The organism is Longivirga aurantiaca, from assembly GCF_042660085.1.
GTDB lineage: Bacteria > Actinomycetota > Actinomycetes > S36-B12 > CAIYMF01 > Longivirga > Longivirga aurantiaca.
On the sequence record NZ_JBHSTI010000008.1, the window covers coordinates 1022893 to 1039641 of the forward strand.

Here is a 16749-nt window from a genome sequence, read left to right on the forward strand (position 1 = left end):
CGTGCTTGGGAGGACCGATGGACCTCGCCCGAGGTGTCGGCCCGGGGGACACCCCCGCGCTCGGCAGCCCGCTCGTGATCACCCTGCTCGTCGCCGTCCTGGCCCTCGTGGGCGTGCTCGTCTGGCTGGTGCTCCGGAGCCGTCGGCACGACGCCGAGGCCCTGCGCGACCGCGACGCCGCCGTCGCGGCGGCCGTGGACGCCGAGCTCGGACGCCGTCAGCGCGACCTCGACGACCGCGCGGAGAAGGTGCGGGCCGACGCCGCGGCCGAGGCCGGCCGCACCCGTGCCCTGGCCGAGCAGGCGCTCGCCTCGGCCGAGCAGGCGCGCGCCGAGGCCGCGGACGACGTCCGACGGGCCGAGGAGCGGCGCACGCAGGCGGAGTCCGACGTGGCCGCCGCCCGGGCCGAGCTGACCGCGCTGCGCGAGGAGGCCCAGCGCCGCGAGGAGCGGCTCGCCGAGCGCGAGTCGCGCCTCGACGCCGAGCTGGCCGACCTCGTCGCCCGGCTCGACGCCGTCACCGCCGCGGAGGCCGCACTGGTCGCCCGCCAGGCGGTCGTGGCGGAGGCGGAGTCCCGGCTCGCCGCCGAGCGCGCCGTCGCGCTCGAGCGCGTGGCCGAGATGACCGCGGCCGACGCCAAGACCGAGCTCGTCGCCACGATCGAGGCGCAGGCCAAGCGCGAGGCAGCCCTCACCGTCCGCGAGATCGAGCGCGAGGCGAAGGAGGAGGGGGAGGACCGCGCCCGGCGCATCGTCACCCTCGCCGCCCAGCGCATCGCGACCGAGCAGACGGCGGAGTCGACGGTGTCGGTGCTGCACCTGCCCGACGACTCGATGAAGGGCCGCATCATCGGCCGCGAGGGCCGCAACATCCGCACCTTCGAGGCCGTGACCGGCGTCAACCTGCTCATCGACGACACCCCCGAGGCCGTGCTGCTGTCGAGCTTCGACCCGGTGCGGCGCGAGGTCGCCCGGGTCACGCTCGAGGCGCTCGTCGCCGACGGCCGCATCCAGCCCAGCCGGATCGAGGACGAGTACGAGCGGGCCCGGCTCGAGGTCGATGCGCGCTGCATCCGCGCCGCCGAGGACGCCCTCGTCGACCTCTCGATCGGCGACATGCACCCGGATCTCATCGCCCTGCTGGGCCGGCTGCGGTTCCGGACGTCGTACGGCCAGAACGTCCTCGGCCACCTCGTCGAGGCCGCGCACCTGGCGGGGATCATGGCCGCCGAGCTCGGCCTGCCCGTCGAGCACTCGAAGCGGTGCGCGCTGCTGCACGACATCGGCAAGGCGCTCACGCACGAGGTCGAGGGCTCGCACGCGCTCATCGGCGCCGAGGTCGCGCGCCGGTACGGCGAGCACGAGGACGTCGTCCACGCGATCGAGGCGCACCACAACGAGGTCGAGGTGCGCACCCTCGAGGCCGTGCTCACCCAGACCGCGGACGGCATGAGCGGCGGACGTCCCGGAGCCCGGCGCGAGTCGCTCGAGCACTACGTCGAGCGGCTCGAACGTCTCGAGTCGATCGCGTCGGGATACGCCGGCGTCGAGAAGGTCTTCGCCATGCAGGCCGGTCGCGAGGTGCGCGTGGTCGTCGTCCCCGAGCAGGTCGACGACATCAGCATGCAGGTGCTCGCCCGCGACATCGCCGCCGAGATCGAGCACGAGCTCACCTATCCCGGCCAGATCCGCGTCACCGTCGTCCGCGAGTCGAGAGCCACCGGCCTCGCCCGCTGACGTGTGCGATGACGTGTGCGATGAAGGGTTGGGCCCCCGCCGGGCGACGATGGCGAAGCCTCGCCCGGTAGGGGACTTCGTTGCTAAGAGGGCAACATCCCCGGCCTTCATGGACACGGCGAGGCCCAGCGGGCGTGGCAGCGTGCGCGGGCTCGGCGCCGCGCCGTAGCCTCGCGCGCATGGCCCGGCGTACGGCGGTGAGCGCGTGAGCACCACCGTGCCCCGCCCCGCGGTGTCGAAGCAGGACCTGCCGCTCGTCACGCGCCGCGGCGGCGCCTGGGGCGCGTTCTGGGCGACGCTCGCGGTCATCGCCCTCGCGGTGCTCGTCGAGCGCGACTGGGCGCCGCTCGTCGACATCGACACCGGGGTGCTCGAGACGGTGCGGCGCTGGGCCCTGCGCAACGACTGGGCCGTCGAGGTGTCGCTGTGGCTGCAGTCGGCGGGCTCGTTCCGCGTCGCCGCCTGGGTGGGTGTGGCCGGTGTCCTGCTGCTGCTCGCGCGACGCCGCTACTGGCAGGCGCTGACCCTCGCCCTGCTCGCCTCGCTCGCGCCTCTCGTCGCCAACCTGATCAAGCCGCTCGTCGCGCGCGAGCGCCCGATCTGGGACGTCTACCTCGCCACCGAGGACTCGTTCTCCTACCCCTCCGGCCACGCCACGTGCGGGATCGCGGTCTACCTCGCGGTCGGCGTCGCGCTCGGCGCGCTGCTGCGCAACCGCGTCGCCGGGGCGTTCGTCGTGCTCGCGTTCTCGCTGGTCGGGATCGCCATCGGCCTCTCGCGCATCGTGCTCGGCGTGCACTACCCGAGCGACGTCGTCGGCGGCTGGTGCGTCGCGATCGCGTTCGCCGGGCTGCTCGGCGCGCTCTTCGTGCTGCCGCCGTACGAGCCGCACCTGAAGGCCGCCCGCCTCCGGCACTGATCGCCCCGTACGCCGCCGGCGCGACTGCGCCACGCCCGCGGACTAGCGTGGAGGCGTCAGGAGGTGCGCCGTGCGAGCCGCCTCGCGGCCCCGGAACACCCGGACCCTCGCCCGGGCGGCTGTCGCGCTCGCCCTGGTGAGCCTCGTCGCTGCGTGCACGACGTCGCCGGCGCCCGAGCCCAGCGTCCCCACGTCGACCACCTCCCCGCCGACGAGCCCAGCACCGACCACCTCCGCGCCGACGAGCCCAGCACCGACCACCTCGGCGCCCACGACGCCGACGCCGACGACCACCACGCCGACCACGCCGGCCCCGACCAGCAGCAAGCCGTCGACGCCTGCACCGACCACGCCGTCACCCACGGCGACTGCCGTGCCTGCCTGGCTCGTGGGCGAGGACGTGCGCCGCGTGCCCACCTCCCGCAAGGTCGTGGTCCTCACCTTCGACGGCGGCGGCAACGCGGCCGGTCTCGCGAGCATCCTCGCCACGCTGGAGGCCGAGAAGGTGCCCGGCACGTTCTTCCTCACCGGGCGCTGGGTGCAGGTGTATCCCCGTGAGGCGCAGGCGATCGCCGACGCCGGCCATGTGATCGGCAACCACACGATGACCCATCTGCACAGCACGGCGGTCCCCGATTCCGTTCTGCTGAAAGAGATCCGGGACGCCGCCCTCACGATCCGCGCGGCGACCGGCGTCGACCCACGTCCATGGTTCCGCTTCCCGTACGGCGAACGCACGGAAGCCGACGTCCGGCTCGTCAACGCGCACGGCTACGTCTGCGTGAGCTGGGGCCTCGACACACTCGGCTGGCTCGGCAGCTCGCGCGGCACGGCCGCGGACGTCACCAGGCGGGTCGTCGCCGCGCTCCAGCCCGGGCTCATCGTGCTCATGCACGTCGGGGCCAACCCGGACGACGGCACCACGTACGACGCCGACTCGCTCGCGGCCACGATCGCGGCGCTGCGGGCGCGCGGCTACACGTTCGCGACGGTGACCGCCCTGCTCGACCGGCCGCAGCGCTGAGCGCGGTCAGCCAGCGGCGGCAGACACCGCGACGCGCGCCCACGGGAGCCAGCGGGCCGACGACTCGACAGGGACGACGACCCAGTCGGGCAGCGCGGCGTTCATGGTGCTCGGCGCCCAGGTGTGCGCGCCCTCGACGGCGAGCGCCTCGGCGTGCTCGGGAGAGGCGACGGGCAGCCGGAACACCATGCTGTCGCCGGCGAGGCAGGCGACGCCGAGCCCCGAGTGCTTGAGCGCGCGGTGCCCGAAGGCCATCCCGATGGAGACCCCGTCGCCGCGCAGCTCGGTCGCCAGGCCGTCGAACAGGAGCCGGGCGGCCGCGCTGGGAGGGGTCATACCTGCAACCGTACGGGGGTACCGGCCGCGCAGCGACACGGGCGCTGACGCTGCGTGATCCGCTGGGACGGCGCGAGTCGGCAGGAGTTCGTCCGATCGGGTGGTCGACGAGCACCGCACGTGCCCGACGCGGAAGACTGGACGCGCGATCGTGCGAGCCATCGGTCCGGCTCGGTCTCGGGGGCCGCGCCTCCGCGCGACGCGGATGGAGGAGCGCGTCATGGCACGGCCGGTCGTCGTCCTGCTGGATCCGCATCACCCGTACGCCGGGAGGTTCTCGGCCATCGCCGACCGGCGCTGGGGCCTCGACACCGTCTGCCTCTGGAGCCGCACGACCGCCTGGGACCGCGCCCTGGCCACCGACTATCTCGACCGGTCCGACGCCGTGGTCGCGCACTACTCGTTGCCTCTCGACTCGATCGAGGCAGCGGCGGTCGCGCTCGGGCGGAGGCACGAGGTCGTCGGCGTCCTGCCGCACTTCGAGGACAGCCTCGAGGCGGCGGTGACCGTCGCCGAGACGCTGGGTGTCGCCTGGGCCGACCCGACCGATCTGCGTCGCTTCCGCAACAAGTCGGGGCTCAAGGCGCACCTGCGTGCGGTGCCCGGGGGCCCGCGCATCAATGCGACGGCGGCTGTGCGCACGCGGCAGGAGATCCGGGCAGCGCGCGAGACCGGGCCGTTCGAGCGCTTCGTGCTCAAGCCCAACGACGGCATGAGCAACAGCCGTATCGGCTTCTTCGACGGCGACGTCACCGACGAGCAGCTCGACACGTACCTCGCGTCGTCGGGCGGGGGCCTGCTCGCGATGGAGGAGTTCCTCGACGGCGCGGAGTACTGCGTCAACGGCCAGGTCGACGAGCACGGCGTCGTCACCACGCTCAGCGTCTACCGCACCCACCACACCGCAGCCAACGGGCGCACGCAGCTCGCCGAGCGGTTCGAGCTGCTGCGTCACGACTCGCCGTTGTTCGACCGGCTCGCGACGTACGCCTCCGACGTGCTCACCGCCGCACGGCTGCGGCGCAGCCCGTTCCACATGGAGGTGATGGTCGACGACGACGGTCCATGCCTCATCGAGGTCGGCGCGCGCCTCGGCGGTGTCTCGATGGCGTTCGACGTCGGCGTCGTGCACGGCGGCGCCGTCGACGCGTTCGAGCTGGCCGTCCAGCACTACCTCGGCCGACCGTCCGAGCGGCCGCTCCAGCCTGACTGGGCCGCGTACGACGCCCGCGCTCTGCGCATCGTCTGCGGGATCAGCGACGAGGACGTGCGCGCGGCGTCCTGGGACGGCATCCGGGAGGTCGAGGCGATGCCGGAGTTCGTGCACTGGGTCAGCAGGCCGCGCGCCGGACAGCGGGTCCGGCCCACGCGCGACCTGGCTACGAGCCCGTGGCAGGTCACCATCGCCGCGGCCTCGACCGAGCAGGCGGACGCCGCGGAGGCGCGCGTGCGCGCGCTCGTCGGGTGGAACCGCGCCACCGTCGACCGGTCGAAGGTCGGGCTGAAGGCGCATGCCACCGTGGTGCGCGCCGGCCACCGGCTGCGGCTCGTGCCCGGTGCCGTCCGCACGCGACCCGTTCCGCTCCCCACCACGGTCCCCGTGGACATGACCGGACGTGCGGCGCGGCTGCCGTCGACGAACGACTCCCGGGGGGCAGGCACATGCTGAAGCGCGTCGTGCGCCGGGTCGGCTATGCCGGGCCGGTCCGTCGCACCATCACGAGCTCATCCGGTCTCGGGCGCGTCACCGGCCGCTTCGTGGGCGGCCTCGACGAGGTGTCCGCCGTCGCCGTGGCGCAGCGTCTGCGCGCGCAGGGGATGCTCACCACTCTGCATGTGCGCCAGGGGAATCCGGTCGACGAGGCCGGTGCTGACGCGCACGTGGAGCTCTATCGCCGCCTGGTGGCCCAGCACGTCGAGGCCGGCTTGCGGGAGGGGTCGGAGATCTCGCTCAAGATGGCGCAGTTCGGCCTGCTCGCCCCGGGTGGTCTCGACGGCGCGGTCGAGCGGATGCGTGCGACCGTGGCCGACGCCTATGCGGCCGGCATCGGCGTCACGGTCGACATGGAGGGCATCGAGGAGGTCGACGTCACCCTCGACGCCGTGTGCCGCCTGCGTGCCGATCAGCCCGACGTGGGCATCGCGATCCAGGCCTACCTGCTCCGCAGCGAGGCCGACTGCCACGCTCTCGCGTCGACGGGTGCACGGGTGAGGCTCGTGAAGGGCGCGTACGGCGCCGGCCCCGACGTCGCGCACACCACGCGGGCCACGGTCGACTCGGCGTACGAGCGCTGCCTCGAGATCCTGTTCGCCGGCGGCGCCTACCCGATGGTCGCGAGCCACGACCTGCGCATGGTCGAGGCCGCCCGCGCGATGGCCCGCGAGGCGGGGAAGGGCCGCGACGCCTACGAGATCCAGATGCTCATGGGGGTGCGCACGCAGGACCAGGTGCGGCTTGCGGCCGCGGGCGAGCGGCTGCGCGTCTACGTGCCGTACGGCCCCGACTGGTACGGCTGGTTCGTCAACCGCATCGTCGAGAAGCCGAGCAACGTGCGGCTGCTGGCGCACGCGCTGGTGAGCCCCGGTCCGCGGGTCTGACCTGCGATTCGGCCGGTGCCGCGGGGTCGCCGTACCCTGTGACCACCATGCGCACGTACGAGGTCCGCACCTACGGGTGCCAGATGAACGTCCACGACTCCGAGCGTCTCTCCGGCTTGCTCGAGGGCGCCGGCTACGTGCGCCCCGGCGAGGGCGAGCAGGCCGACGTCGTCGTGTTCAACACCTGCGCCGTGCGCGAGAACGCCGACAACCGCCTCTACGGCAACCTCGGCCACCTCAAGCCGATCAAGGACGCGCACCCCGGCATGCAGATCGCCGTCGGCGGCTGCATGGCGCAGAAGGACCGCGGCGAGGTCGTGCGCCGTGCTCCGTGGGTCGACGTCGTCTTCGGCACCCACAACATCGGCTCGCTCCCGGTGCTGCTCGAGCGCGCCCGGTCGCTCGAGGAGGCTCAGGTCGAGATCCTCGAGTCGCTCGAGGTGTTCCCGTCGACCCTGCCGACGCGACGCGAGTCGGCGTACGCCGCCTGGGTGTCGATCAGCGTCGGCTGCAACAACACCTGCACGTTCTGCATCGTGCCGTCGCTGCGCGGCAAGGAGAAGGACCGGCGACCGGGCGACATCCTCGCCGAGATCGAGGCGCTCGTGGCCGAGGGCGTGTGCGAGGTGACGCTGCTCGGGCAGAACGTGAACGCGTACGGCGTCGAGTTCGGCGACCGCGCCGCATTCGCCAAGCTGCTGCGCGCGTGCGGCTCGATCGACGGGCTCGACCGCGTGCGGTTCACCTCGCCGCACCCCGCCGACTTCACGGACGACGTGATCGCCGCGATGGCCGAGACGCCGAACGTCATGCCGCAGCTGCACATGCCGCTGCAGAGCGGCAGCGACCGCCTGCTCAAGGCGATGCGCCGGTCGTACCGCAGCGAGAAGTACCTCGGCATCATCGAGCGCGTGCGCGCGGCGATGCCCGACGCCGCGATCACCACCGACATCATCGTCGGCTTCCCCGGCGAGACCGACGAGGACCACGAGGCCACCCTCGAGGTCGCGCGTGCCGCGCGGTTCGCCTCCGCGTTCACGTTCCAGTACTCGCCGCGCCCGGGCACTCCGGCCGCGACGTACGACGACCAGGTGCCGCCCGAGGTCGTGAAGGAGCGCTACGCCTCGCTCGCGGCGCTCGTCGACGAGATCGCGTGGGACGAGAACAAGCAGCTCGTGGGCCGCTCGGTCGAGCTGCTCGTGGCCGAGGGGGAGGGGCGCAAGGACGGCGCGACCCTGCGCCTGTCGGGCCGCGCACCCGACAACCGCCTCGTGCACTTCGTGCCGGGCGCCGACCTGCCGCGCCCGGGCGACATGGTGACCGCGCAGATCACCTACGCCGCGCCGCACCACCTGGTGAGCGACCTGCCCGCCACCGGCCTGCGCCGCACCCGCAGCGGCGACGCCTGGGCCGACCGCCAGAGCGCCGACTCCTGCGCCCCGCCGTCCACCCCCGGCACCCCGGGAGCCGGCGCCCCCGTCCTCCTCGGCCTCCCCACCCTCCCCCCAGCCTGAGTTCTCGGCCCTGAGGGTCGATCACGGCAGTTGAACCGCAGTCGTTGACCCGTGCTCGTGATCGTGACCGAGCGGGGAGGCCGCCTCAGACCCGCGCAGATCGGTACGGCGTGTCGCGGAACCGGGGCGTCGTCGTCGTACGTCGTAGGGGCACGGTCCGCCGGTGGTGCTGGGCGCAGCCCACCGGCGGGACCGGCCAACCTCGTCGCGTCGCCGCTCCGGACGCGTCCGCATAGGGTCGTCCAGTGATCACCGGCGCCGCCTTCGTCCCGAGCGCGCCGATGCTCGTGCCCGTCGTCGCGCAGGGCGCGGCTGCGGACCTCGACGACATCCGCGCTGCCTCGCTCGACGCCGTACGCCGTGCCCTCGCCGCGCCGGCGCAGCGCGTCGTGATCGTCGGCGCGGGCACCGCCACGCGCACCCACTCCGCCGGCACGGCCTCGTTCCGCGGCTTCGGCGTGCCGTACGACGTACCCCTCGACCCGGCCGCGCCCGGCGGTGATCCGCTCCCGCTCGCGCTGTCGGTCGGCGCGTGGCTGCTCGCGCAGGTCGGGTGGCCGGGGGAGCGGCTCGCGCTGGAGGTGGCGGCGACGGCCGACGACGACGAGCTCGACGACGCCGGTATCGCGCTCGCCCAGGGCGGCATCGCGACCGCGCTGCTCGTGGTGGCCGACGGCTCGGCCGCGCGCAGCGAGAGGGCGCCCGCCCACCTGCACCCGGGGGCTGAAGCGTTCGACGCATCCGTGGCCGCGGCGCTCAGCATCGGCGACCCCGGGCTGCTCGCCGCGATCGACCGGGCCGTGGCGCGCGAGGTGGCCGCGGCCGGACGCCCCGCCTGGCGTACGGCGGCCACCGCGCTGCATGGTCTGCGCTGGGATGCCGCGCTCCTCGCCGACACCGCACCGCTCGGCGTCGGCTACGTCGCTGCAGCCTGGACCCGTTGAGCCGTCAGGGTTCTCGCGCTCAGGGCGTCACGGCGTTGGACTGGCGTGGGCGGCGATCACCCGCCAGCCCGAGTCGGGCGAGTGGATCCACGTCCGGGTGAAGCTGAGCCGGGCGGAGAACTCTGTGCCGTCGAAGGTGCCCTCCAGCGTGCCGCGGAACCACGTGACGCCCGTGCATCCCTCGACGAGGACGGTCAGGTCCTCCTCCGCGACCTTCGTCAGCACCTGTCGGCGCGTTCGTTGGAGCTCGAGGTCGTCGCTCTTGGAGTACCGGCCGCCGTTCGGCCCGCCCGTGTAGATGAGGCGGTCGTCGAGCAGGTCGTCGAGCGCGTCGGCGTCGCCGGCGAGCTGAGCGGCTTGCAGCCGACGCTCCGCACCGCGCAGCGCCTCGGCCATGTCGTCGGTCATGTCGTCCTCACCCCCACATCGCCGCCACGGTCGACGGCAGAGCACCAGATGCCGATGATGCGCGACGGCGTCGGTCGCGCACCGGTGCTCCGCTTTCGGCGTACGACGCGACGACGCCGCAGCGTCCCGAGATCGCTGCGGCGTCGTCGTCCCCCCTGAGGAGACCTGTGCTCGGCGGGTGACCGCCCGTGGATCAGGTGGCGGCGGGCGGGTCGGACTTCAGGGCGTCGACGGCCTTCTCGGCCACGCCCTCGACCGCACCCGTGACGGAGTCGAGCTTGCCGCCGGTCTTGTCGCTGACGAACGCCGTCGCCGACGACACCGCGCCGGTGACCTTGTCGCCGTGCTGGTCGGCGAGGCCGGTGACGGCCTCCTTGGCCTGGCCGGCGAGCTCGCCCGCCTTGACCGCTGCGGTGCCGGCGGCGGCCTTGGCCTGCTCGGCGGCGGGGCCTGCCGCGGCCTTGGCCTGCTCGGCGACGCCCGAGGCCTTCTCCGCGATGGGGGCCGCGGCAGCTGTGGCCTTCTCGGCGAGCGGCGCGGCAGCCGCAGCCGCCGTGCTCGCGACGCCGGCGGCCTGGTCCTTGGCCTGGCCGAAGAGTCCCTTGAGGGTGTCCAGAAGTCCCATGTCGATCCTCCAGTGGTGTGGACGAGGGGAGGTCCGTCGACCTCCTCCGACCGTAAGGGAGGATGCGGGGCATGGCCCCCGCTTCCGGCAATCCCGTCACGGTCGTGGCGGTGGTGGGGCCGACGGCGTCGGGGAAGTCCGACCTCGGGGTGGCGCTCGCGCAGTCCCTCGGGGGCGAGGTGGTCAACGCCGACTCCATGCAGGTCTACCGCGGCATGGATGTCGGTACGGCGAAGCTCACGCCGGCCGAGCGGCACGGCGTTCCGCACCACATGCTCGACCTCTGGGAGGTCACCGAGGTCGTGTCGGTGGCGGAGTACCAGAAGCTGGCGCGCTCGGTGGTCGACGGCCTGCTCGCGGCGTCGACCGTGCCCGTGGTGGTCGGCGGCTCCGGGCTCTACGTGCGCGCGCTGCTCGACGACCTCGAGTTCCCCGGCACCGATCCGGAGGTGCGGGCGCGGCTCGAGGCAGAGCTCGAGGCGGTCGGCCCGGACGCGCTGCACCAGCGGCTGGCCGAGGCCGACCCCGCGGCGGCGATGGCGATCCTCCCGACGAACGGGCGCCGCATCGTGCGCGCGCTCGAGGTCGTCGAGATCACCGGTCGTCCGTTCACGGCGTCCCTCCCGGAGGTGCGCGACGTCTACCCGAACGTGCAGATCGGCCTCGATGTGCCGCGCCCGGTGCTCGATGAGCGCATCGACGAGCGCGTCACGCGCATGTGGGCGGCCGGTCTCGTCGACGAGGTACGCCGGCTGCTCGACGTCGGCCTGCGCGACGGGCATACGGCGTCGCGCGCGCTCGGCTACGCGCAGGTGATCCGGTTCCTCGACGGCGAGTGCAGCGAGGAGGAGGCGCTGATCGAGACCCAGCGCGCCACCCGCCGCTTCGCCCGCCGCCAGGACACCTGGTTCCGCCGCGACGAGCGCGTGCACTGGCTGCCCTACGACGCCGACGACCTCCTGCCCCGCGCCCTCGCGGCCGCCCGCCCCCACGCGCACGACACCACCCGCTGAGGGCAGAGCGCGCCAGTCACGGGCGCGTTCCGTCCTCTACTGCTCGTCCCCTTGGGTCGATCCAGGCAGTTCAACTGCACTCGTTGACCCGTACTCGTGATCGTGCTGCTGGTTTCGTGGCGGCGTCCGCCGGCGTCGGAGAAGCGGACAGGGCTCGCCCCTCACGGGACGTTCCCGTCCTTCGCAGACGAACTCAGCCGCGGGGGCGGTGCACGTAGTACTCGGTGCCGAAGACCCTCGCGTAGACCGGTCGCGGCAGCTTGAGGAACACCGACAGCGTGCGCGGGCCGTCGTCGGCGGTGGCCTGCGACGCGTGCGCGGCCATCGACGCGCGCTTGACGTCGAGGAACCGGCGTACGTCGACGCGGTGCGTGATGTCGGCCGACGCCGTGAACGCGCGGTCGAACGACGTCGGGTCGAACTCGGGAGGGAACGGGTAGACCTTCGCCGCGGCCTTCACCGCGCGAGCCATGAGGTCGCGGGGCGCCGTCGCCTCGAAGAGCGACGCCGTGCCCGCGAGATCGGCCGCGAGCGCCCCGGCATCGTGCACGCGGATGTGGTCGGGGTGGCCGTAGCCGCCGTTGGCGTCGTACGTGACCAGCACGTCGGCGCCCTCCTCGCGCAGCACCTCCGCAACAGCGGACGCCGCCTCCTCCAGCGGCGCCGCGCACCACGGCACCGCGCCCCCCGGCTGCTGCACCGCGTCGCCGTGCAGCCCGGAGTCGGCGTACGGCAGGCGCACCACCCGGTGCACGCCGAGCGCGGCGGCGGACCGGTCGAGCTCCGCCGAGCGCCGCGCGGCGAGACCGCCTGCCGCCATGTCGGACGACGCGAGCCCCTCCGCGCCATCGGTCGCGACGACCAGCACCACGCGCTGCCCCTCGGCCACGGCGCGCGCCATCGTCCCTGCGGTCAGCAGCGCCTCGTCATCGGGGTGCGCGTGCAGGAACACCAGCGTCTTCGCCCTCACGCGCCCGATCCTCCCAGATCCGCCGTACCCCGTTCGCGCCCGCCGTACGCCGCTCGCGCACCAGCACGCCGTCCGTCGACCGGCGCACGGCGCGGGTAGGGTCGCGCACGTGCGGATCGTCCACATCTCCGACTGCTACCCGCCTCGGCTCGGTGGCATCGAGACCCAGGTGCGGGCGCTCGCCGTGCGCCAGGCGGCCGCCGGCCACGACGTCCACGTCATCACCGCGACGCCCGGCGAGACGATCCGCAACGGCACCGAGATCCTCGACGGTGTCACGGTGCACCGCACCACGTTCAAGCTCCCCGCCGACCTCCCCGTGCACCCGCGCGTCACGAGCGTCATCGGCGACCTCCTGAAGCCCGGGGGAGCGGCGGCGGACGCCGATGCGGTGCACGTGCACGGCGGCGTCGTCTCGCCGTTCGCCTATCCGGGCATGCGCGTGGCCCGCAAGCTCGGGCTGCCCACGGTGCTCACGATCCACGGCGTCTGGGGCGGCGTGTTCCAGCCGACCGCGAGGCTCACCGAGGGCCTGCTCAAGTGGGCGCAGTGGGGCGTCGTCCTCAGCGCTGTGTCCGACGCCGCCGCCGACCCGATGCGCAGCGTCGTCGGCGCCGGTGTGCCTGTGAGCCTCATGCCCAACGGCATCGACGTCGACCACTGGCGCGTCCAGCCCGTCGCGGGCGACCCGAACGAGACGCGCCTCATCGCCGTCATGCGCCTCGCCCCGCGCAAGCGCGCGATGGCGCTCGTGCAGATGGCGCACGGCGCGAGCCGCATGCTGCCGAGCGGCAGGCGTCTGCGCCTCACGATCGTCGGCAGCGGCCCCATCACCGCGCAGGTGCAGAGGTACGTCGCCAAGCACGGGCTCACCGCCGGCCGGTTCGTCGTCGACCTGCCCGGACGCCTCGCGCCCGACCAGGTGAAGGCCGCGCTCGCGGCGTCCGACGCGTTCGTCGCACCGGCCAAGCTCGAGTCGTTCGGGATCGCGGCCCTCGAGGCGCGTACGGCGGGGCTTCCCGTCCTGGCGTACGCCTCCACCGGCATCCGCACGTTCGTGCACCACGAGGTCGAGGGCCTCCTCGCGCGCGACGACCGGCAGATGGTCGACAACATCTGCCGCATCGCGTCCGACGTCGCCCTGCGCGAGGCCATCACCGCGCACAACCGCAGCACCGAGCCGGCGCAGTCGTGGCCGCACGTGCTCGAGACCGCCGAGGCGCTGTACGCCGAGGCCGCGCAGCAGACCGCCCGCCCCTGACCGCGCCGTCCAGGTAGGTGCGCGGCGATTCCGTCGCAGAGCGCACGCTCGTTACCCGGGTAAGGAGGCACCCGCCTAGCTGAGCGGCGATTCCGTCGCAGAGCGCACGCTCGTTACCCAGGTAAGGAGGCACCCGCCTAGCTGAGCGGCGATTCCGTCGCAGAGCGCACGCTCGTTACCCAGCTTCGCGGTCCGACCCCTGACCGGGCCGTCCAGGTCTCCGAGTTACTGCCCACATGGTCGCTGAAGACGACCTCTCCGCGACCATTCGGGCAGTAACTCGCGGAACACCAGCGGGAGCGGACGGCGGGCGCGGCTCGACTACCATCGGCGGCGTGACCAGCCATGCCGCCGCGCTCGGCGAGCTCGAGGGCCTGGCTGTGCTCAAGGGGCACGGCACGGGCAACGACTTCGTGCTCGTGCCCGACGCCGACGGCGCCCACCCCCTCACGCCCGCGCAGGTGCGCGCGCTCGCCGACCGCCGCTTCGGCCTCGGAGCCGACGGCGTCCTGCGCGTCGCGCGCACGAAGGACAGCCCCGAGGTCGCCGACCAGGCCGCCGACGCAGAGTGGTTCATGGACTACCGCAACGGCGACGGCACCACCGCCGAGATGTGCGGCAACGGCGCGCGGGTGTTCGCCCGCTACCTCGTCGACTCCGGTCTCGAGAGCGGTACGTCGTTCAGCATCGCGACCAGAGGCGGCGCGCGAGCAGTCCGCATCGAGGGCGACGGCGACGTCACGATCGACATGGGCGTGGCGACCGGACCGCTGCTCCGCGCGATGCCGGTGGTCAGCGTCGGCCCGGAGTCGTGGAACGCCACCGCGGTCAACGTGCCCAACCCGCACGCCGTGGTCTTCCTCGAGGAGCCGGACGACCTCGACGCCCTCGACCTCACCCAGCCGCCGCAGGCCGGGCCGCCCGCGATGTTCCCCGACGGCGTCAACGTCGAGTTCGTCGTGCGCGTCGGCGCGCCGGACGAGCGGCACGTGCGGATGCGCGTGCACGAGCGCGGCGTCGGTGAGACTCTCAGCTGCGGCACCGGGGCGTGCGCCGTGATGGTCGCGGCCGCAGGCCGTGACCAGGCTCCGGCTGAGGTCGCCTACACCGTCGACGTGCCCGGAGGAACAGTGGTCGTGACCCGTCGAGCCGACGAGCACATCGAGCTGCGCGGCCCTGCCGAGATCGTGGCCATCGCGACCATCACGTCCGCGCCGTGAGCCGCCCCGACGTCGACGTCGACGACGGCCCCGAGTTCGCCGCAGCCGTCGGATCGTTCGTCAGCGACCTGGGCGGCGGGTTCATGATCTCCAGCCAGGCCAAGGCGTTCGGCAAGGACAACGGCCTGCGCGGTCGCCAGGCCTACGTGCTCGGCCGCGGCAGCGTGCTCGGCGACGTCGATGCCGACGTCATCACGAGCGCCTTCGGCTTCTGGCCCGCCGACGTCGTCCGCGAGGCGTGGGACGCCGGCCGCGAGGTGATGCCGGTGGCCGCTGCGCGCGAGGCGTACACCGCCGCCTGCCACGCGTGGGGCGTCGAGCACTACGACCGCCTCGAGGGCGCCGAGCGCCTCTGCGAGCTCATCGAGTGGATCGTCGACGGCACCGACGTCGCCGGCCTGCCCCTGTACGCCGGCTGGCGTGCCGTGCCGCTGCCCGACGACCCGCGCGCGCGCCTCGCCCAGCTCATGCACCTGCTGCGCGAGCACCGCGGCAGCCTGCACATCGTCGCCGTCGTCGCATGCGGCCTCTCGCCGCTGCAGGCGATCCTCGCCGGCAAGGGCGGCCACGGGAACGCCACCTTCTTCGGCTGGGAGGAGCCGTTCGAGGACTTCAGCGGCCACCTCGTCGCGCGGTCCGAGGCCGAGGCGCTCACCGACCGGCTCGTGGCCCCGGCGTACGACGTGCTCGGTCACGACGAGCGCATCGAGCTGCTCGAGCTGCTGCAGGCCGCGGCCGACGCCGCCTACGGCCCCGAGGTCGCGTAGCCGTGGCGGGCACCGAGGCTCTGGAGAAGCCGGCGCCGCGGGGGATCCGCGGCAAGGCCGGCCGCATCGTCGGCATCGACGTGGCGCGAGGCATCGCGCTCATCACGATGGCCGCGACGCACATGCTTCCCGTGCACGGTCCCGACGGGCACCTCACGCTGAGCGGGTTCCTGTTCGGCGGCCGCGCCTCGGCGCTGTTCGCGCTGCTCGCCGGCGTGAGCCTGGCGATCGTCACGGGTGGTGCCACGCCGAAGGCGGGTCGCGACATGACCCGCGCCCGCGCCATCATCGCCGTGCGTGCCCTGGTCATCGGGCTCATCGGCCTGATGCTCGCGATGACGGACACGATCGTGGCGGTGATCCTCGCCTACTACGCCGTCTACTTCCTGATCGCGCTGCCGTTCCTGCGGCTGCGGGCCTCGACCCTGATGTCGCTGGCCGTGCTGTGGGGTGTGGTGAGCCCGCAGATCAGCTTCTGGCTGCGCGGGATGCTGCCCGACCCTCCGCGCGGCCAGGTCGACCTGATCATGATCTTCACCGATCCCGCGTCCGCGCTGAACGCGTTGCTGTTCACCGGCTACTACCCGGCCTTCACCTGGCTCACGTTCATCCTGGCGGGCCTCGCCGTCGGCCGGATGGACCTGCGCGCCAAGGGAACCGCGATCGCGCTCGCCGTGGGCGGGCTCGTCGTGGCGGCGGCCGCCTGGCTCACCTCGGGCCTGCTCCTCGAGCTGTTCGGCGTCACCACGCCGTGGTCGACCGAGAACGGCCCGGTCGTGTTCAGCGGCTGGGAGATCAACAACATCGGGTGGTACGGCACCACGCCCGCCGGCGACTCGGTCTGGCTGCTGGTCGCCGGGCCGCACGCCGGTACGACGTTCGACCTCATCGGCGTCACCGGCTCGGCTCTCGCGGTGCTCGGGGTGTGCCTGCTCGCAATGCGGACCGACCTGCTGCGGAAGATCGCCTACCCCGTCGCCGCCGCCGGCGCCATGACGCTGACCCTCTACACCATCCACGTGCTCGTGCTGTCGTTCGACGTCGGCGACCTCGGGTCCAAGACCTACTACCTGACCCATGTGATCATCGGGCTGTCGATCGCGCCGATCTGGCTGTCGTTCTTCGCCAAGGGGCCCCTGGAGTGGGTGGTGCACGAGATCGCCACCGGCATCGGCACCGCGGCCGTGCCGCGTGAGCCGAAGCGGCCGGTCGGCGGCTGAACCGCGCGCCCGGCGCGGCGTGTCAGGCGGACGGGCGCGGCTCGGTCGACGCCCAGGTGTAGAGGCCGGCGACCACCAGCCACACCGCGGTCGGAGCGATGAGCAGCGCCGCCTGCCACGAGACCGACGCCACGACGGCGAGGACGTCGAGCCGCATCGGCCCACCTCCTCTCTGCCCAGTCTCGGTCATGCAG

18 protein-coding genes are annotated in these 16749 nt (G+C 73.4%); 12 read left to right on the plus strand and 6 right to left on the minus strand.

Annotated elements, in window-relative coordinates:
- Positions 1 to 17: 17 nt before the first annotated feature.
- Positions 18 to 1736 carry a ribonuclease Y gene (gene rny, locus ACFQGU_RS08825; RefSeq protein WP_386765771.1) on the plus strand — a complete coding sequence of 573 codons (1719 nt, stop codon included), beginning with the start codon at positions 18 to 20 and terminating at the stop codon, positions 1734 to 1736.
- 205 nt (positions 1737 to 1941) lie between these two features.
- Positions 1942 to 2655 carry a phosphatase PAP2 family protein gene (locus tag ACFQGU_RS08830; RefSeq protein ID WP_386765773.1) on the plus strand — a complete coding sequence of 238 codons (714 nt, stop codon included), beginning with the start codon at positions 1942 to 1944 and terminating at the stop codon, positions 2653 to 2655.
- Between the two features lie 42 nt (positions 2656 to 2697).
- Here ACFQGU_RS08830 and ACFQGU_RS08835 read toward each other — a convergent pair whose 3' ends face one another.
- The gene (locus ACFQGU_RS08835) at positions 2698 to 3072 is read right to left on the minus strand and encodes a hypothetical protein (RefSeq protein ID WP_386765775.1); all 375 of its coding nucleotides are present in this window, start codon (positions 3070 to 3072) and stop codon (positions 2698 to 2700) included.
- On the opposite strand from ACFQGU_RS08835, the gene ACFQGU_RS08840 reads away from it, so the two are divergent.
- Positions 3065 to 3679: a polysaccharide deacetylase family protein gene (locus ACFQGU_RS08840; protein WP_386765777.1), complete on the plus strand. Its 615-nt coding sequence runs from the start codon at positions 3065 to 3067 to the stop codon at positions 3677 to 3679. The genes ACFQGU_RS08835 and ACFQGU_RS08840 overlap by 8 nt on opposite strands.
- 6 nt (positions 3680 to 3685) lie before the next feature.
- Here ACFQGU_RS08840 and ACFQGU_RS08845 read toward each other — a convergent pair whose 3' ends face one another.
- Positions 3686 to 4015: a hypothetical protein gene (locus ACFQGU_RS08845; protein WP_386765779.1), complete on the minus strand. Its 330-nt coding sequence runs from the start codon at positions 4013 to 4015 to the stop codon at positions 3686 to 3688.
- 220 nt (positions 4016 to 4235) lie between these two features.
- Between ACFQGU_RS08845 and ACFQGU_RS08850 the strand changes: the two genes are divergently transcribed.
- The 4 genes from ACFQGU_RS08850 to ACFQGU_RS08865 all read left to right on the plus strand — a co-directional run bounded on the left by ACFQGU_RS08850 (position 4236) and on the right by ACFQGU_RS08865 (position 9071).
- Positions 4236 to 5684: an ATP-grasp domain-containing protein gene (locus tag ACFQGU_RS08850; RefSeq protein ID WP_386765781.1), complete on the plus strand. Its 1449-nt coding sequence runs from the start codon at positions 4236 to 4238 to the stop codon at positions 5682 to 5684.
- Positions 5678 to 6613 carry a proline dehydrogenase family protein gene (locus ACFQGU_RS08855; protein ID WP_386765783.1) on the plus strand — a complete coding sequence of 312 codons (936 nt, stop codon included), beginning with the start codon at positions 5678 to 5680 and terminating at the stop codon, positions 6611 to 6613. Before ACFQGU_RS08850 ends, ACFQGU_RS08855 begins: the two co-directional genes overlap by 7 nt.
- A gap of 47 nt (positions 6614 to 6660) precedes the next feature.
- Complete coding sequence (gene miaB / locus ACFQGU_RS08860; RefSeq protein ID WP_386765785.1) at positions 6661 to 8127, plus strand: tRNA (N6-isopentenyl adenosine(37)-C2)-methylthiotransferase MiaB; 1467 nt, start codon at positions 6661 to 6663, stop codon at positions 8125 to 8127.
- Positions 8128 to 8372: 245 nt separating this feature from the next.
- Positions 8373 to 9071 (plus strand): hypothetical protein, encoded by a 699-nt coding sequence (locus ACFQGU_RS08865; protein ID WP_386765787.1) that lies wholly within the window; start codon positions 8373 to 8375, stop codon positions 9069 to 9071.
- A gap of 27 nt (positions 9072 to 9098) precedes the next feature.
- Here ACFQGU_RS08865 and ACFQGU_RS08870 read toward each other — a convergent pair whose 3' ends face one another.
- Entirely contained in the window at positions 9099 to 9479 is a 381-nt protein-coding gene (locus ACFQGU_RS08870) for a nuclear transport factor 2 family protein (RefSeq protein ID WP_386765789.1), read from the minus strand.
- Between the two features lie 193 nt (positions 9480 to 9672).
- On the minus strand, positions 9673 to 10104 hold the full coding sequence (locus ACFQGU_RS08875; protein ID WP_386765791.1) for a hypothetical protein: 432 nt from the start codon (positions 10102 to 10104) through the stop codon (positions 9673 to 9675).
- Positions 10105 to 10166: 62 nt separating this feature from the next.
- On the opposite strand from ACFQGU_RS08875, the gene miaA reads away from it, so the two are divergent.
- On the plus strand, positions 10167 to 11117 hold the full coding sequence (gene miaA / locus ACFQGU_RS08880) for a tRNA (adenosine(37)-N6)-dimethylallyltransferase MiaA (RefSeq protein WP_386765793.1): 951 nt from the start codon (positions 10167 to 10169) through the stop codon (positions 11115 to 11117).
- A 193-nt stretch (positions 11118 to 11310) separates the two neighbouring features.
- Here the strand turns inward: miaA and ACFQGU_RS08885 are convergent, their stop codons facing one another.
- Positions 11311 to 12087, minus strand: coding sequence for a PIG-L deacetylase family protein (locus ACFQGU_RS08885; RefSeq protein ID WP_386765795.1), 777 nt, complete (start codon positions 12085 to 12087; stop codon positions 11311 to 11313).
- 109 nt (positions 12088 to 12196) lie between these two features.
- On the opposite strand from ACFQGU_RS08885, the gene ACFQGU_RS08890 reads away from it, so the two are divergent.
- From ACFQGU_RS08890 to ACFQGU_RS08905, 4 genes are all read left to right on the plus strand, one after another.
- Entirely contained in the window at positions 12197 to 13348 is a 1152-nt protein-coding gene (locus ACFQGU_RS08890; RefSeq protein ID WP_386765797.1) for a glycosyltransferase family 4 protein, read from the plus strand.
- Positions 13349 to 13683: 335 nt separating this feature from the next.
- Entirely contained in the window at positions 13684 to 14568 is an 885-nt protein-coding gene (gene dapF, locus ACFQGU_RS08895) for a diaminopimelate epimerase (RefSeq protein ID WP_386765799.1), read from the plus strand.
- Positions 14565 to 15335, plus strand: coding sequence for an SCO6745 family protein (locus tag ACFQGU_RS08900; RefSeq protein WP_386765801.1), 771 nt, complete (start codon positions 14565 to 14567; stop codon positions 15333 to 15335). The genes dapF and ACFQGU_RS08900 overlap by 4 nt, the downstream gene beginning before the upstream one ends.
- Before the next feature lie 2 nt (positions 15336 to 15337).
- Complete coding sequence (locus ACFQGU_RS08905; protein WP_386765803.1) at positions 15338 to 16555, plus strand: heparan-alpha-glucosaminide N-acetyltransferase domain-containing protein; 1218 nt, start codon at positions 15338 to 15340, stop codon at positions 16553 to 16555.
- Between the two features lie 22 nt (positions 16556 to 16577).
- Here the strand turns inward: ACFQGU_RS08905 and ACFQGU_RS08910 are convergent, their stop codons facing one another.
- On the minus strand, positions 16578 to 16712 hold the full coding sequence (locus ACFQGU_RS08910) for a hypothetical protein (protein WP_386765805.1): 135 nt from the start codon (positions 16710 to 16712) through the stop codon (positions 16578 to 16580).
- Positions 16713 to 16749 lie beyond the last annotated feature (37 nt).

What these genes read in the sequence shown, in the direction of transcription:
- rny (WP_386765771.1), top strand. Translation starts at nt 18, where the DNA reads ATGGACCTCGCCCGAGGTGTCGGCCCGGGGGACACCCCCGCGCTCGGC.
- ACFQGU_RS08845 (WP_386765779.1), bottom strand. Translation starts at nt 4,015, where the DNA reads ATGACCCCTCCCAGCGCGGCCGCCCGGCTCCTGTTCGACGGCCTGGCG.
- ACFQGU_RS08850 (WP_386765781.1), top strand. Translation starts at nt 4,236, where the DNA reads ATGGCACGGCCGGTCGTCGTCCTGCTGGATCCGCATCACCCGTACGCC.
- ACFQGU_RS08855 (WP_386765783.1), top strand. Translation starts at nt 5,678, where the DNA reads ATGCTGAAGCGCGTCGTGCGCCGGGTCGGCTATGCCGGGCCGGTCCGT.
- miaB (WP_386765785.1), top strand. Translation starts at nt 6,661, where the DNA reads ATGCGCACGTACGAGGTCCGCACCTACGGGTGCCAGATGAACGTCCAC.
- ACFQGU_RS08870 (WP_386765789.1), bottom strand. Translation starts at nt 9,479, where the DNA reads ATGACCGACGACATGGCCGAGGCGCTGCGCGGTGCGGAGCGTCGGCTG.
- ACFQGU_RS08875 (WP_386765791.1), bottom strand. Translation starts at nt 10,104, where the DNA reads ATGGGACTTCTGGACACCCTCAAGGGACTCTTCGGCCAGGCCAAGGAC.
- miaA (WP_386765793.1), top strand. Translation starts at nt 10,167, where the DNA reads ATGCGGGGCATGGCCCCCGCTTCCGGCAATCCCGTCACGGTCGTGGCG.
- ACFQGU_RS08910 (WP_386765805.1), bottom strand. Translation starts at nt 16,712, where the DNA reads ATGCGGCTCGACGTCCTCGCCGTCGTGGCGTCGGTCTCGTGGCAGGCG.